Raw genomic sequence first — 15,575 nt, 5'->3', positions numbered from 1 at the left:
GAGTCTGTCCAGTAGTTAAATACCATGTACCGAACATTACCTTTCGGATTTACATATTCATCTAATCCTTTAAAAGTTAAATTCGAAACAAGTAATCCAGTTTCCTCTTTTACTTCTCTTATAGCGGCTTGAACGATACTTTCGGGGAAATCTACTTTGCCGCCAGGAGCGATGTAGCCAGGGAAACCTCGATGGTTGGGGCGTTTTATGAGTAAAACTTCATTGTTACGTTGGATCATACACATTGTATAGATCTGGTGTTCGATGTTATGTGAATTTAGAGGCATAATGATGTATTCTCCTTTATATTTTTTTGATAATTTTACCATAACATAATTGTTTCTTATATAATTAGAAATTGAATATTATAAATTTTCAGTTATAAATTATAAATTCTATAGTCATTCGAAAAGAGGGAAGAGACATGCAAGGAGAAATACAAAAGGAGAAAAGTTTAGGTTATGTTGGTAAATTATTATTACCGGTTAAAGTATCACCACACTTTAAATTTTTATGGATTGGACAATTACTCTCGGCCTTAGGTAGTTCGATAACTATGGTCATACTCCCAGTTGTTGTGTATTCATTAATTGGCTCAACAGTTGTGATGGGAATGACAATGGCAATGTACATGCTACCTAATATTCTCGCTTTACCGTTTGCAGGTTTAATTGTAGACCGAATTGATCGGGTTAAATTAATGTTATTTACGGATATACTCCGCTGTATATTAATGCTATTACTTGCATCGCTTATATTTATGGATTTATTAACAATTACAGTTTTATACATTCTCGTTGCCTTATACGGACTTATGGAAGGGATATTCCAACCAGCATATTCTGCTGTAAGGGCGAAAGTATTCGTTCCTGAAATTCGTAATGCAGCTAACGCACTCACTCAAATGAGTAATCAAGGTATACGATTAATTGGACCAGCACTTGGTGGGTTAATCGTATCGGTTGCGTCTGCAGGGATAGGTTTCGGACTAGATGCAGTAACGTACTTATTATCATTTTTATGTTTATTATTTTTAAAAGAAATTAAGTTTGAAAAAGTAAAACCCATTGAAAAGAGTAAGCTTAATTACAAACAAGAGTTTATGGAAGGTGTATTAGTTTTAAAAAGTCATCCGTGGCTGTGGATTACAATTTTAGTTTTTTCTTTTATAAATATTTGTTATGCCGGCATTATCGTCGTATTAATTCCATGGTTATTTAATGTTCATCATCATTTTGAAGCTTACGTGTATGGACTTGGCATGGCCTTTTCTGGTGGTGGGGCTGTAATTGCTGCATTAATATTTGGTGGGAAAGAGCGGTGGCATAAGAGAGGATTACTGGCTTATGGAGGTGTTTTAATGAGTGGTATTGCTTTATTAATTATGCCATTCATTTCTTGGGCACCCGCTTTAATATTCTTAATGGCAATTGAAGGATTTGGCATGATGATATTTGGACTCATTTGGGAAACGAGTTTACAGGAACTTGTACCAGAAGAAGCATTCGGAAGAGTGGCAAGTCTTGATATGTTGGGTTCTTTTGCTTTATTGCCATTAGGGTATGTAGTTGTAGGCTGGTTAGCTACTGTCATAGGTGGCGAGATAACTATTATAACACTAGCTAGTTTAGTAATTTTAACAATTGGAATAGCATTGTCTGTACCGAGTATTCGTCGATTTAATTGATTATATGGGAAAAGAGGGCTAGACCTATATAGAAAATAACCTAGCATATAATCAACCAGTATTAATAAAACAACTTTGTAATGAAAAGCCTTCCATACATATTTGGCGCAAAAAATTAGTATCGAAGCAACAAAATTAGAAATCACAAAAGAAGTGACGGAAGCGATACAAGCAGGTTTCAAAAAAGAAGAATAAGCCCTAAAGAAATTAGGACTTATTCTTCACTAAATACAAATGTTTGTTTCATTTTTTTACCTTCATTTACCGGATGGCCGTTATAAGAGAAATTCTTTTCTTCCCAAGTGATCACAACTTTAAAATTATGACTATTAAAGTCTAATGGGAATACCATGTACTCAAAGCTTGTATGACTTTTAGAAATATTTTCATTAGGTGTAGTAGGTTTAAAGGTAGCCTTAGAGGTAGGATTGTTATCAAGTATTTCCACAGATACGTTTGATACATCATGACCGATGTTTTTTACGAGTAAACTATACGTATCAAATACACCTTGTTTCGGCTGGATTGCTTGCTTGTTTGAGTTATGAGATTTATCAATTTCGACATACCATTGTTTAGACTTTGACGCAATCGGTAGTGACTGAAATGTGTAAGCACTAGCTTGCATTGGTAGTGCTAAACATATAAGCGTAAAGAGAGTTAATATTTTTCGTTTCATTTTTTGAGAGCTCCCATTCTTTAATGGATTTACTTGTTATTATCTTCTTTTTACGAGTAAATATACCATATAATGTAAAGTGAGTATTGTGAGTAGTGAATCAATATCTTATTCACTACTCTTATAGCTGGCATAATTACGTATGTAGTAAGAAAGAATAAATTTGTTTTTTCTATACTTAGATTACTGCCCTTTTTAAAAGGGCTATTTTTACGTTTTAAAAAAAGAATATACTAAGAGTTCTGTATAAATTATTTATTTTAATGTAGTTAAATGTGCTTGTAGATGTGAAATTAGAGAAGGAAGCTGTGTAGAGATGTTTCTACACAGCTTTTTAGGATATGAAAAAAATCCCAAAAAATATGTTAAAATAACATTGTCATACAACAAGGGGGCTTTGTTTTATGGAAAATGTACATCTTGCTAAAGTAGATTTAACGAAAAAAATTGAATCAAAATCTAAGTACAACAAGAAACTCGAAAAATATCAAAGGCGCTTATTAGCATTACAGCAAATTTTGAAAGAAGAAAAAATCGCGGTTATGCTTGTTATGGAAGGATGGGATGCGGCTGGTAAAGGTGGGGCAATTAAGCGGGTGACGGAACATCTTGACCCACGTGGGTTCCAAGTAGATCCAATTGGAGCGCCTGCACCTCATGAAAAACGTTACCATTATTTGCAACGTTTCTGGCGCAAAATTCCACAGTACGGGCAAATTACCATTTTTGATCGCTCATGGTACGGTCGTGTGTTAGTTGAGCGTGTTGAAGGTTTTGCTACAAAGGAAGAGTGGATGAGAGCATATGATGAGATTAATGATTTTGAAAAACTACTAACAGATGACCATTACATAATAGGGAAGTTCTTCTACCATATAAGTAAAGAGGAACAGTTAAAGAGATTTAACGATAGAGAGAAAAATCCTTTGAAAAGATGGAAAATTACAGATGAAGATTGGCGTAATCGTGAAAAATGGGATGAGTATGTTGAAGCGATGGAAGACATGTTTGAAAGAACAAGTAAGCAAAATGCGAAGTGGCATATTATTGAAAGTAAGGATAAATTGTATGCCCGTGTGAAAACGTTAAAAATCATTATTTCATTCATAGAGGATTATTTCTTAGAACATGGTATAGAATTGCCTTCTTATTATTATGAAATGAAAGAGGATATTGAAGTTTTGCAAGATGTAGGTGTGAAAGAGTAAATAAGAAAATGGCCCTGTGAATTGGTAAAACCAAATTATGGGGCTTTTTTTATTTAGAAACATTTTACAAATAACAAAATAAGGTATATAATCGATAATCATATTAATATTGTTAATATGATTATCGATTATATACTATGTGGGGGTTTTACTTTGAAGGGAAGAGATGTTGTTTTAGGTTTATTAATGGAAAAGGAATTGTCTGGTTACGATATTAAAATTGTGTTTGAAGACGTATTTACTCATTTTTTTGATGGAAGTTTTGGAATGATTTATCCAACGTTACGACAATTGGAGAATGAGGGGAAAATAAAAAAAGAAGTTGTCATGCAAGAGGGAAAACCGAATAAGAAAATGTACTTTATTACAGATGAGGGGCGTGAAGAATTTTATCAATACATGCAGACGCCTGTAGAGAAGGATGTTTTACGTTCGGATTTTTTAATGAGAATGTATTTTGGTAACTATAGTGATGATGTAACAATAAAAAAATGGATTAAAGATGAAATTGAAAGAAAAGAAGCGTACATTGCAGATCTTCGATTGAAATATGAAAAGTGGAGAGTAGGTATTACTTTCGTCGAAGAAATTTCACTAGATGTAGGTATTGCATCGTATAGTGCACAAGTGGAGACTTTGAAGAAAAAATTAGAAGAGTTAGAGGCGAAAGAAAACAATAAAACAGAAGAATGAAAAACGCGTTCACAATAAATAAAGGGGTATATAAAGATGGAGCAAACAAAGGGTATTAAGATTGTCTTTTTAATGTGTCTAGGTATCTTTCTTTGTATGATTGATACGACAATTATGAATATAGCTTTACCGGCAATACAATCGAGTGTAAATACTTCATTAGAAAAGATGTCTTGGGTATTAAATGTTTATACAATGACGATTGCAGTACTCGCCATTCCGTTAGGGCGGATAGCTGATATCTTTGGAAAAGCAAAGATGTATATTCTTGGTTTGGTGATTTTTGGTGGTGGATCGGTACTTTGCGCTTTTGCTAATACAGGTGATTTTCTTATTTTTTCTCGTTTTATACAAAGTATTGGGGCAGCGATTTTATTTCCAACAAGTATGGTAATTGGTGTATCAGCTATGCCATTAGCTAAGAGGCATGTTGCGCTTGCGATTTTAGGAGTAACACAAGGATTGTCAGCTGCTATGGGACCAGTGATAGGTGGAATTATTACGCAAAATTTAGGATGGAGATGGGTGTTCTTCGTTAATGTTCCGGTTTGTATAATAGGAATCGTGTTATGTTGCATCATGCTACAAATAAAAAATGAAGAACGTATTATCTCAAAAATAGATTGGATAGGACTACTATTAAGTAGCACAGCAATTTTTTCATTTACTCTCATATTAGTAAAAGGTAATACATGGGGATGGCAAAGTAATATTGCTTTGTCTTGTTATGCAATTAGCACTATTTCTCTTATTCTATTTGTTTTAGTAGAACGAAAGATTCATAACCCAATGGTGAATTTAAAGTTATTTCAAGATCGAATGTTTGTCGGAGCGTCTATCGTTGTTATATTAAGTAATTTATTTTTAATTGGAGTTACTGTATTGCTTCCAACGTTCTTGACGAAACTACAAGGTCGGACGGAAATTGAAGCGGCTTTTTTAGTGACACCTATTTCAGCAATGATATTTTTAATCTCACCAGTTGCAGCAACTTTAATTAAAAAACTCGGAAAAGTAACTATTATTTTGTCAGGATTTCTTGTTATGGGGCTTTCCTACTATTGGTTGCAAATGATTGATGTTCATTCAACAAATATAGAAATTATTATTCCGTGTATGATATTAGGTGTTGGATATGGTTTAGTAGTGGGGCCAATTACAGTTTTAAGTGCTTCTTCATTTGAAGGAGAACTGTTAACTGCTTCTCAAAGTGTTGTATCAATGTTACGACAAGTTGGAATTGTATTGGCGGTTGCAATATTTGTCTCTAACTTAACTCACAATTTAACTGTAAATAAAGAAAAAGTATATCGTTATGCAGAAGAAAAGGTGCGTAATATTCATGTGAATAGTGCTGAGCAAACTGAAATTTTACAAATGACTAAAGAGAAAATAGAGAATCAAAGTTTAGAGTCGAATATAAATAAGAAACAAAATGCAATGACAATGGGATTAAGTAAAGAGAAAAAGGAAGAATTGATTCGCGACAAGACGGATGAAATATTAAGAGAAGTTCCAGTAGAATATAGAGATGTAAAAAGAGAAGAAGTTATGAGGCAAGTGACAAAAGAAGTTGAAAAACAAGAGGAAAGTATAAAGAAAGAGGTACTCACATTTTCAAATGATGTGAATCATTATGCCAAGAATCAGATGGCTATGAGTTTTACAGATTTATATAAAGCAAGTGTGCCAATTATTTTAATTTGTGCTTTCGTAAGTTTGTTGTTTTGGGAAGGGAAAGCTTTGAGTAAAAAGAGAAGGGGAAGATTAGTAGAAGAAGCGTAAAGAAAAACAGGCTATAGCAGCCTGTTTTTTTCATTGTTTCCTCCTTGCCTATTGTGAATAGTAGTATTTTTAATATAGCATGGGATAAGTCGAGTATGATTAGAAAGTTTTTTAGAATGAAAGGGATGAATGGAAAATGCCATTGAATATGTAACGTTATACATAGTACATTAACAAGAGGGATTAATTTTAAAAGGAGGATGGGGAATTGCTAGATAAGGCAGGGGCTTTAATAGATAATCATGTGTACACAGAAGAAGAGCAACAAAAATTATACAAACGAACGTTAATAATCGTCAGCATTTCACAAATGTTTGGCGGTGCAGGACTAGCTGCTGGTATTACAGTGGGAGCACTTCTTGCGCAGCAAATGCTTGGAACAGATGCATTTGCAGGATTACCAACTGCTATGTTTACATTGGGATCGGCATTAGCAGCTTTCATAGTAGGGAAGCTTTCGCAACGATATGGACGCCGGATAGGTCTTGCAACAGGGTTTATAGTAGGTGGATTTGGAGCAATTGGTGTTGTAATGGCAGCTTTAACAAATAGTATTATTCTTTTACTTATTTCTTTACTCATATATGGTGCCGGTACAGCCACGAATCTACAAGCTCGTTATGCAGGTACAGATTTAGCAGATAAGAAGCAGAGAGCAACGGCTGTTAGTATTACGATGGTAATGACGACTTTCGGTGCAGTTGCAGGACCAAATTTAGTAGGGGTAATGGGAAGTTTTGCTCATTCAATTGGAGTTCCTAAACTTGCAGGTCCGTTCATACTATCGGCAGCAGCATTTATACTGGCGGGTCTAGTTCTTTTTGTTATGCTTCGTCCAGATCCGTTAATTATTGCTAACATAATAGAAAGATATAAACAGGAACATACATATAAAGGGCAACCAATAACAGAAGAAGCGAAAGAAAATAAACGAGGTATTACAGTTGGAGCAATCGTAATGATACTTACGCAAATAGTGATGGTTTCGATTATGACGATGACGCCGGTTCATATGGGACACCACGGTCACGGTTTAAGTGCAGTAGGACTTGTGATAGGTTTTCATGTAGGTGCAATGTATCTTCCATCTCTCATTACAGGAATGTTAATTGATAAAATTGGCCGAACTACAATGAGTATAGCTGGTGGAGTGATTTTACTTGCAGCGGGTGTCATAGCTGCGATAGCGCCAAGTGATTCTTTATTATTATTAATCGTTGCTCTTTCTTTACTTGGGCTAGGATGGAACCTCGGATTGATAAGTGGTACAGCACAAATCGTTGATTCCACAACACCGTCTACACGTGCTAAAACACAAGGGAAAATAGATGTTTGTATTGCGCTAGCTGGAGCTTCTGGTGGAGCGATGTCAGGTATGGTAGTAGCGAATTCAAGTTATGCGGCATTGTCATTGGCTGGAGGCGTGTTAGCGTTATTACTTATTCCTGTTGTGATATGGTCTCGAAAAGGGGCAAGAAATTAAATGAAAAAGAGGTTCTAGTTACTGACTAGAGCCTCTTTTTATACACTTAAATTAAATTCCACTCTACAATAAGCCCTAAATGTGTAAGACCACCACCGAATCCGTATAGTAAAAGTGTGTCTCCATTATTTAACTTCCCTTCTTTTATAGCTAAATCTAGAGCGAGTGGAATGGTGACTGAAGAGGTATTCCCCATATATTCCACGCTCGTTAATGTTTTTTGTATTGGAATTTGAGATTTTTCGCAAATAGATTCGATCATTCGTAAGTTAGCGCTGTGGGGTATGAACCAGTCTATATCATCTACTGGCATATTTGCGGTATGTATTAAATCTTTTATGCCTTTTGGCACTGTACGTGTTGCCCATTTATATACTTCTCTTCCATTTTGAACGATTTTTTCATTTGTTTGCAGTGGTGTGCCATTCATAGTAGTAGATAAGTTTGTTCTATATAGATGAATGCCGCCATCACCGTTTGTTCCCATGTGAGCAGCGATAAAGCTTGGGGTGTCTTCATCTCTTTCTAATAAAATAGCTCCAGCACCATCACCGAATAAAATACAGGTCGTTCTATCGGTATAATCAGTAACTTTAGATAATGTCTCTGTCGCTACGACAAGTACTTTTTCATGTGATCCAGAAGTGATTAAGCTATTACCGACGTGTAGTCCATATGTAAAACCAGCACAAGTTGCATTTAAATCAAAAGCTAGTGTATGAGGTATGTTGAAGTATTGTTGTATTTGGCAAGCAACGCTAGGGAAAACGTAATCAGCAGTAGTAGCGACAATGATACAGTCGACATCTTCTAAGTTTTTCTTATATGTTGTACATAAATTTTTAATTGCTTTAATGGCTAAGTTTGAGGAATATTCTTCTTCGCTAGCGATTCTTCTTTCCTTCATTCCTGTTCTTTGTACAATCCATTCATCATTCGTATGGACCATCTTTTCTAAATCGTTATTAGACAATATTTGATTTGGAACATAAGTACCAATTGCAGTAATACGAGATTTAGAATGCATAGGAACATCTCCTAATTTTTATTTTCATAACCTGATACTAATATCAGGTTATGAAAATGTCAATAAAGATTTTTGTTGTGAGAAAACTCGCAAAAAATGACGATTAAAGTAAAAATATAACGATTTTCTTTAGTGTGATATAGGTTGTTAAACCTTGTGAAAGCGAATTACTTATGCTACACTTTATGTAACTTAAAATGAACGGAGGGGCTTCCTTTGATCTTAATCAGATTACGTCTCAATACTTTGTGCCAATAATTGAATAGCGCTCAAAGGCTCTGTCTGTGTACAGAGTGAACGGGATTGGTCTGCCTATTTTAAAGGAACCCTTTATTAAGCTTATATGTGAAAAAGAGGGAGGGACGAATACGCCCTCTTTTTGTTTTGCCTTTATAAATAGAATGGGATTGTATAGGTGAACACTTATTGTGGATACGTATACAATCTTGGGACTTTTTGACTATAAAATAGGATGAAAGCATAGCTTTCTTCTATTTCTTTGGTGAACCCTTATCCGTTTACGAAAACACAGGCAGCGACCTGTGTTTTTTATTTTACGTAATCGAAATGGAGGAATAAATATATGGAAGAAGTATTACAAAGAGCAGTTTTAGTTGGAGTAAATGTAGGTAATGAAGATGATTTTGCATATTCGATGGAAGAGTTAACAAATCTTGCGGAAGCTTGTGATGTAGAGGTAATTGGGCAAGTAACGCAAAATTTACAACGAGTAAATCCATCGCATTATATCGGAAAAGGAAAGATTGAAGAAGTAGCAGCGTATGTACAAGAAATAGATGCGAATATGGTCATCTTTAATGATGAATTATCTCCTTCACAAATTCGAAATTTAGAAGAGGATTTAGATTGTAAGGTAATTGATCGTACCATTTTAATTTTAGATATTTTTGCGCAACGTGCGAAAACGAAAGAAGCACAGCTACAAGTAGAAGTAGCCCATCTTCAGTATATGATGCCTCGTTTAATCGGTCTTCGTGAATCGTTAGGAAGACAGAGCGGCGGCGTTGGTACGAAAAATAAAGGTGTCGGTGAGAAGAAGTTAGAGTTAGACCGTCGTAAAATTGAAGAACAAATTTCAGTTTTAAATAAAGATTTAGAAGCGCTCGTTGCCCAGCGTCAAACGCAGCGAAAGCAACGTAAGAAAACTGAAATACCTGTTGTAGCATTAGTAGGTTATACGAATGCAGGAAAGTCAACGACGATGAATGCAATGCTTGAAATTTATAATGGTACAGAAGAAAAACAAGTATTTGAAAAAGATATGTTATTCGCGACGTTAGAAACATCTGTACGAAATATTGATTTGCCAGATAATAAATCATTTTTATTAATAGATACAGTTGGATTTGTAAGTAAATTACCACATCATCTTGTGAAGGCGTTCCGTTCAACGTTAGAAGAAGTAGCGGAAGCAGACCTACTTATTCACGTCGTAGATTACGCAAATCCAAATTATGAACAATTAATTGATATTACAAATGAAACGTTAAAGAAAATTGGAGTAGAAAATATTCCAACGATCTATGCTTATAATAAATCAGATATGGTAGATGTTGAAATTCCGAAAGTGCAAGAAGATCGCGTTTATTTATCAGCGAAGAAACATGTTGGAATTGAAGAACTTGTAGAAATGATTCGCTCACACATCTATAAAGAGTATACGAAGTGTGAAATGTTAATTCCATATGATCAAGGACAGGTAGTTTCGTATTTCAATAATCATGCACACGTTTTATCTACGAGTTACGAAAACGAAGGTACCAAATTAGAAATAGAATGTAAGACGAGTGATTACGAGAAGTATAAGCATTTTGCAATTTAATGTAAGAGGCAACCCAGTATGTGATTGGGTTGTCTTTTTTTGTACTGTTTTACCGCTGAAAGTTACAAGGATGCAAGCCAATGACGGGAGTTAAGTTATATTTCTGGAAAAAGAAATGAAAGCAGTATAGAATAGAAATGTTTCAAAAGTCAGAATTTATTACACCTACTGTAATAAATATATATTTTGTACAGAAAGGGGAGATTCACATATGCAGGCAGTTTCACACAAAAAAACTGTAGAAACACCGACAATATATCGAATTTTATTTGCGATTAGCTTTGGGCATTTTTTAAATGATTCGATGCAAGCAGTTGTGCCGGCGTTGTTTCCTATTTTGGAAAAAACGATGAATTTATCCTATATGCAAGTAGGGTGGATTGCGTTTGCTTTAAATATGACGTCATCGATTATGCAACCGGTGTTTGGTATGTATTCAGATAAGAAGCCGTCACCATTTTTATTACCACTCGGCATGTTTTCAAGTATGCTTGGAATGATTGGACTCGCGTTTGCACCAAACTTTATTATTGTTATTATTTCTGTTTTATTTATTGGTTTAGGTTCCGCGGTCTTTCATCCAGAAGGCGCTCGTGTTGCGTATATGGCGGCAGGTGCAAAACGAGGGTTAGCACAAGCAATTTATCAAGTTGGGGGAAACACGGGGAATTCTTTAGCTCCTATTTTTACAGCGCTAATTTTCGTTCCACTCGGTCAAATTGGTTCATTAGGTTTTACAGCATTTGCAGCAGTAGGAATTGTATTATTAATTTTCGTATCGAATTGGTACAAAAATGAATTAGCAACCGGTGCTGTAAGAAGGAAGAAGAGGGCTGCACTTGAGGCGGAAAATGCAATTGTAAGTACACACATTAAATTCGTTATTATACTTCTTGTTTTTCTTACTTTTGTACGCTCTTGGTACGGTGCTGGTATCGGGAATTTCTATCAATTTTACTTAATAGAGCATTACGGTTTATCTATAAAAAATGCCCAGTATTTCGTATTCGCATTTATGATTGCTGGTGTGTTAGGAACTTTCTTCGGAGGACCGTTAGCAGATCGATTTGGTAAGAAAAATATCATCGTATTTTCAATGTTAGGTTCAGCGCCACTTGCACTGTTATTACCACATGTCTCACTTGTGTGGGTCGTACCGTTATTTTTATGTATCGGTTTTATTAGTTCAAGTAGTTTTAGTGTAATTGTTGTATATGCACAAGAGCTTGTACCTGGAAAAGTGGGAATGGTGTCAGGATTAATCGTAGGTCTTGCGTTTGGACTTGGAGCATTAGGTGCAGTAGTTCTTGGGAAATTAGCAGATATATATAGCCTGCAATTTATTATGCTATTATGTAGTTGTCTACCATTAATTGGACTCACTTCATGGTTACTGCCAAGTGATAAGAAAACGATAGAATAGGGGATGCACTATGAAATTATGTGAAAACGTAACAGAATTAATAGGCGATACACCTGTCGTCCGATTATCTAAATTTATTCCGGAAGACGCAGCAGATGTGTATGTGAAACTAGAAATGTTTAATCCATCGCGCAGTGTGAAAGACCGTGCTGCTTATAATTTACTTCACGTTGCAGAAGAAAACGGTCTCATCAAACCAGGAGATACAATTATTGAACCGACAAGCGGGAATACAGGGATTGGTTTAGCGATGAATGCAGCAGCTAAAGGGTATAAAGCGATTTTAATTATGCCAGACAATATGTCAAAAGAGCGTATTAATTTATTGAAAGCATACGGAGCAGAAGTAGTTTTAACACCAGCAGAACAAAGAATGCCAGGAGCAATTGCGAAGGCGTTAGAATTGCAAAAGCAAATACCGAATAGTTTTATTCCGCAACAATTTGAAAACCCAGCTAATCCGAATATTCACCGTTATACGACCGCGCTTGAAATTTATGAACAAATGGATGGAAAGCTTGACGCCTTTGTTGCAACGGCAGGAACAGGCGGAACGATTACAGGGACCGGTGAAACGTTAAAAGAGAAATTACCAAACTTATATATTGCAGTAGTAGAACCGAAAGGATCTCCAGTTTTATCAGGTGGTGTACCAGGTCCACATAAACTAGTAGGAACAAGCCCAGGATTTATCTCGAAAAACTTAAATACAGAAGTGTATAACGAAATTATTCAAATTGCAGACGAAGAGGCTTTAACGACAATGAGAAACTTAGCTAGACAAGAGGGATTATTAGTTGGACCATCTTCTGGAGCATCTGTTTACGCTGCAATCATGATAGCGAAACGTCTAGGCGTTGGTAAAAAAGTTTTATGTATTGCACCTGATACAGGTGAACGTTATTTGAGCATGGGGTTATTTGAATAAAAAGGATAGAAACACCTTAATAGTGAATAGCTGCTATTAAGGTGTTTGTTTTATGGAATGAAGAGGGGGAGAAGAACAATGAAACTATTAAAACCAATCCATGAATATAGTGAGCATATTACGGCGTATAGACAAGCGTTTTTACACTCAGGGGAACAACCACATGGAAGTAGTTCTTTACAAAACTTTGATTCTCTTGATGAATGGTTTGAAAAAGTGAGTAAACAAGAACTAGGAGAAAATTTACTAGCTAATCGAGTGCCATCTAGTCAGTTTTTAAGTTTTGAAAAAGGGGAACTTATAGGTTTTGTGAATATTAGACATAGATTAAATCCAGAATTATTACGGGAAAGCGGTCATATTGGATATAGTGTCCATCCGAATAAACGTCGCCACGGTTACGCTACGAAACAACTACAACTTGCATTAGCTGAAGCGCAAAAATTAGGATTGCAGAAAGTATTAATAACTTGCGATAAATCCAATATCGGTTCTGCTAAAACGATTCAAAAGGTTGGAGGTGTGTTAGAAAATGAAGTAGTTTCTTCTCATACTGGTGAAGTTATTCAGCGCTATTGGATAGAAATATGATGTAGTAGGAATTTGAAAAGGTAATGCAAGCTGTAATATCGAAATAGATAAATGGAATATAGGGGATTACTGCAATTTTAGGGGGAAATGAAATGGGATTAAAAGAGAAAGCGATAGAGATGTCAGAGATTTATAGGAAAAATCCGAAAGTAGAAGCCATTATTTTAGCGGGTTCAGTAGCTAGAAAGCTTGAAGATGAACATTCAGATATAGAATTACATATTTTATGGTCAACACCGCCGGAAGATGAGGATCGTAGGGCCCCTATTTATCATATTGATGGGAAAATATTATCGTATCATCCGTATGAGGAAGAAGAATGGTCGGAAACGTATTTAACGAAAGAGGGAATTAAATTAGAGATTAGTAACTTTTTAACAGAGACAGTAGAGAAAGTGATTTCGGATGTGGTGGATCAATATGATATAAGTTATGAAAAACAATGTATTGTATCATCCGTTCATGATGGTGTTAGTTTGTATGGAGAAGGGAAAGTGAATGAATTAAAAGAAAAAGTAGCGGCATATCCAGATGAACTAGTAAAACGGATGATTTCAGAAAATCTATGGTTAAGTAATCGTTGGCACAATCGAAAGGCGCTTTTAAAACGGAAAGATTGGCTTATGCTTTATGACGTTATTTGCGAAGTACAAAGGAACGTATTCGGTGTTTTATTTGGTTTGAATAAAATGTACGTACATCATCCAGCGTTTAAATGGATGCCTAATAATGTGGAACGAATGACTATTAAACCTGAAAAATTATATGAACGTATGGCGGACACATTAATAGGGAATCCAGAAAATAGTGTGCAGGAGTTAGAGTTGCTAATAGAAGAAGTGTTGCAACAAGTTCATACATACGCGCCAGGAGTAAATGTGGATGAGCAAGAAAAATCTATTTTTTATTTTGTGAAATAGAAAACAGTAATAAGGGGGAAGTTATGGGTTTTTTTAATAGGTTTTTTAAAAAAGTTGAAAAAGTAAATGAGCAAGAAGCCACTCTTCATGAATTAAGTGAAGAATTGTATGTTGAATCACCGGTAGAGGAAGCGACTAGTTACTGGATATCAATGGCACAAAATATAATTGTTAATGCTGTAAAGGCGGCTGACAATGATGTGGAACGTGCCTTCGTATTATTGAATTTGAAGGAAGGTGAGGCTTCATTTGATATTTTTTATCAAATAAATGGGCAATTGTATTTCTGGGATCAGCTAGAAAATGAGACGATAAGAAATAGAATTCAGAACGAGTTGTTACCGCAAGCTCCAGAAGTTTCAAATGCAGTAAATGAGCAATTTCATGAAGCTGATCACCCTATAATTTCGTTTGCGCAATTGCAGTTTGAATGGGAAACGAAAGCCTGGTTTTCACATATAATTTGGGAAGATAACCTTGCTGCTCAATTGCCCAAAACTCAAATTCTAAATGAATGGTTTCGTGTAATTAAAGAAGAAACGAAAAATAGACCACTGGATAGTGATGCGAAATTTTCTTGGTATCCATCAAACTCTTAAAAAATGAATACAGAGAGACAGGTTATGTTTCTAGATGATTTGTATTATTGAATAAGTATCAATAATACGTAATTCTTTTTCTATTGCCTGTTAGAATTCGTTATGTACTAATCCACTTGTTTTCTAAACTAAAACTTATATTTCGAATTTTTAAATAGATTGTAATACATAAAAATTCAAAATATAAGTTGACACTATTTTTAATGTGTGATAAAAATGATAGTAATCAATTCGGAAAATAATATTTGGGCAATGAAAGGGTATAGTAGTGAATATCTCCCTATTTCAGAGAGCTGATGGTTGGTGTGAATCAGTATATAGATTATTCATGAAGTTCGTCCTGGAGCATCTTTCATAAATCTCGCATTATGAGGAAATGAAAGACGGTAGTTTATACCGTTATCAAATAAAGTGGTGAAGATTGTTTCACAACTAGGGTGGTACCGCGATATTTATCGTCCCTACGTATTTACGTAGGGACGTTTTTTATTTAGGTCCTAACTTTGGTGTGGCTTCATAACTAGGGTGGTACCGCGATATTTTATCGTCCCTACGTTTTTGCGTAGGGGCGTTTTTATTTAGGTGGTTTCTTAGTATTCTTCACAACTAGGGTGGTACCGCGATATTTTTGTCGTCCCTACGTATTTACGTAGGGGCGTTTTTTATTATTAGGGAGGAAGTGAACGTATTAGAAAAGAGTATTGATAGA

14 protein-coding genes and 1 other annotated feature are annotated in these 15,575 nt (G+C 35.3%); of the genes, 11 read left to right on the top strand and 3 right to left on the bottom strand.

What is annotated here, in order from left to right; translation table 11 throughout:
- On the bottom strand, window positions 1-287 hold a 287-nt coding region (locus tag MR167_RS26970; RefSeq protein ID WP_242315940.1), incomplete at its 3' end, for an NUDIX domain-containing protein.
- A gap of 137 nt (window positions 288-424) precedes the next feature.
- On the opposite strand from MR167_RS26970, the gene MR167_RS26965 reads away from it, so the two are divergent.
- Window positions 425-1,687 (top strand): MFS transporter, encoded by a 1,263-nt coding sequence (locus MR167_RS26965; RefSeq protein WP_001161167.1) that lies wholly within the window; start codon window positions 425-427, stop codon window positions 1,685-1,687.
- A 214-nt stretch (window positions 1,688-1,901) separates the two neighbouring features.
- Here the strand turns inward: MR167_RS26965 and MR167_RS26960 are convergent, their stop codons facing one another.
- The gene (locus tag MR167_RS26960) at window positions 1,902-2,366 is read right to left on the bottom strand and encodes a hypothetical protein (RefSeq protein ID WP_000823339.1); all 465 of its coding nucleotides are present in this window, start codon (window positions 2,364-2,366) and stop codon (window positions 1,902-1,904) included.
- Window positions 2,367-2,770: 404 nt separating this feature from the next.
- Here MR167_RS26960 and MR167_RS26955 point away from each other — a divergent pair, with 404 nt between their 5' ends.
- From MR167_RS26955 to MR167_RS26940, 4 genes are all read left to right on the top strand, one after another.
- Complete coding sequence (locus tag MR167_RS26955; RefSeq protein ID WP_242315939.1) at window positions 2,771-3,574, top strand: polyphosphate kinase 2 family protein; 804 nt, start codon at window positions 2,771-2,773, stop codon at window positions 3,572-3,574.
- 153 nt (window positions 3,575-3,727) lie between these two features.
- Window positions 3,728-4,267 carry a PadR family transcriptional regulator gene (locus MR167_RS26950; protein ID WP_000678333.1) on the top strand — a complete coding sequence of 180 codons (540 nt, stop codon included), beginning with the start codon at window positions 3,728-3,730 and terminating at the stop codon, window positions 4,265-4,267.
- Window positions 4,268-4,303: 36 nt separating this feature from the next.
- Entirely contained in the window at window positions 4,304-6,052 is a 1,749-nt protein-coding gene (locus MR167_RS26945; protein ID WP_242315938.1) for an MFS transporter, read from the top strand.
- A 208-nt stretch (window positions 6,053-6,260) separates the two neighbouring features.
- A complete protein-coding gene (locus tag MR167_RS26940; protein ID WP_242315937.1) occupies window positions 6,261-7,535 on the top strand; it encodes an MFS transporter in 1,275 nt (424 codons plus the stop codon).
- A gap of 46 nt (window positions 7,536-7,581) precedes the next feature.
- Here the strand turns inward: MR167_RS26940 and MR167_RS26935 are convergent, their stop codons facing one another.
- Window positions 7,582-8,562: a ketoacyl-ACP synthase III gene (locus MR167_RS26935; RefSeq protein WP_242315935.1), complete on the bottom strand. Its 981-nt coding sequence runs from the start codon at window positions 8,560-8,562 to the stop codon at window positions 7,582-7,584.
- Window positions 8,563-9,145: 583 nt separating this feature from the next.
- Here MR167_RS26935 and hflX point away from each other — a divergent pair.
- From hflX to MR167_RS26905, 6 genes are all read left to right on the top strand, one after another.
- Window positions 9,146-10,405 (top strand): GTPase HflX, encoded by a 1,260-nt coding sequence (gene hflX / locus MR167_RS26930; RefSeq protein WP_242315933.1) that lies wholly within the window; start codon window positions 9,146-9,148, stop codon window positions 10,403-10,405.
- 211 nt (window positions 10,406-10,616) lie between these two features.
- Window positions 10,617-11,828, top strand: a complete 1,212-nt coding sequence (locus tag MR167_RS26925) for an MFS transporter (protein ID WP_001149399.1) — start codon at window positions 10,617-10,619, stop codon at window positions 11,826-11,828.
- Between the two features lie 10 nt (window positions 11,829-11,838).
- Window positions 11,839-12,756 (top strand): cysteine synthase A, encoded by a 918-nt coding sequence (cysK, locus tag MR167_RS26920; protein ID WP_242315932.1) that lies wholly within the window; start codon window positions 11,839-11,841, stop codon window positions 12,754-12,756.
- A gap of 78 nt (window positions 12,757-12,834) precedes the next feature.
- Window positions 12,835-13,347, top strand: a complete 513-nt coding sequence (locus MR167_RS26915; RefSeq protein ID WP_242315931.1) for a GNAT family N-acetyltransferase — start codon at window positions 12,835-12,837, stop codon at window positions 13,345-13,347.
- A 92-nt stretch (window positions 13,348-13,439) separates the two neighbouring features.
- Window positions 13,440-14,267, top strand: a complete 828-nt coding sequence (locus tag MR167_RS26910) for a DUF4037 domain-containing protein (protein WP_000523177.1) — start codon at window positions 13,440-13,442, stop codon at window positions 14,265-14,267.
- A 23-nt stretch (window positions 14,268-14,290) separates the two neighbouring features.
- Window positions 14,291-14,866 (top strand): hypothetical protein, encoded by a 576-nt coding sequence (locus tag MR167_RS26905; protein ID WP_242315930.1) that lies wholly within the window; start codon window positions 14,291-14,293, stop codon window positions 14,864-14,866.
- A 243-nt stretch (window positions 14,867-15,109) separates the two neighbouring features.
- Window positions 15,110-15,332: a binding site (T-box leader), on the top strand.
- Window positions 15,333-15,575: the final 243 nt, after the last annotated feature.

This window comes from Bacillus cereus group sp. BfR-BA-01355 (assembly GCF_022663675.1).
In the GTDB taxonomy this organism is placed as follows: domain Bacteria; phylum Bacillota; class Bacilli; order Bacillales; family Bacillaceae_G; genus Bacillus_A; species Bacillus_A thuringiensis_S.
This window is presented reverse-complemented; position numbering and strand designations above follow the sequence as displayed.

What these genes read in the sequence shown, in the direction of transcription:
- MR167_RS26965 (WP_001161167.1), top strand. Translation starts at nt 425, where the DNA reads ATGCAAGGAGAAATACAAAAGGAGAAAAGTTTAGGTTATGTTGGTAAA.
- MR167_RS26960 (WP_000823339.1), bottom strand. Translation starts at nt 2,366, where the DNA reads ATGAAACGAAAAATATTAACTCTCTTTACGCTTATATGTTTAGCACTA.
- MR167_RS26955 (WP_242315939.1), top strand. Translation starts at nt 2,771, where the DNA reads ATGGAAAATGTACATCTTGCTAAAGTAGATTTAACGAAAAAAATTGAA.
- MR167_RS26945 (WP_242315938.1), top strand. Translation starts at nt 4,304, where the DNA reads ATGGAGCAAACAAAGGGTATTAAGATTGTCTTTTTAATGTGTCTAGGT.
- MR167_RS26935 (WP_242315935.1), bottom strand. Translation starts at nt 8,562, where the DNA reads ATGCATTCTAAATCTCGTATTACTGCAATTGGTACTTATGTTCCAAAT.
- hflX (WP_242315933.1), top strand. Translation starts at nt 9,146, where the DNA reads ATGGAAGAAGTATTACAAAGAGCAGTTTTAGTTGGAGTAAATGTAGGT.
- MR167_RS26925 (WP_001149399.1), top strand. Translation starts at nt 10,617, where the DNA reads ATGCAGGCAGTTTCACACAAAAAAACTGTAGAAACACCGACAATATAT.
- cysK (WP_242315932.1), top strand. Translation starts at nt 11,839, where the DNA reads ATGAAATTATGTGAAAACGTAACAGAATTAATAGGCGATACACCTGTC.
- MR167_RS26915 (WP_242315931.1), top strand. Translation starts at nt 12,835, where the DNA reads ATGAAACTATTAAAACCAATCCATGAATATAGTGAGCATATTACGGCG.
- MR167_RS26910 (WP_000523177.1), top strand. Translation starts at nt 13,440, where the DNA reads ATGGGATTAAAAGAGAAAGCGATAGAGATGTCAGAGATTTATAGGAAA.
- MR167_RS26905 (WP_242315930.1), top strand. Translation starts at nt 14,291, where the DNA reads ATGGGTTTTTTTAATAGGTTTTTTAAAAAAGTTGAAAAAGTAAATGAG.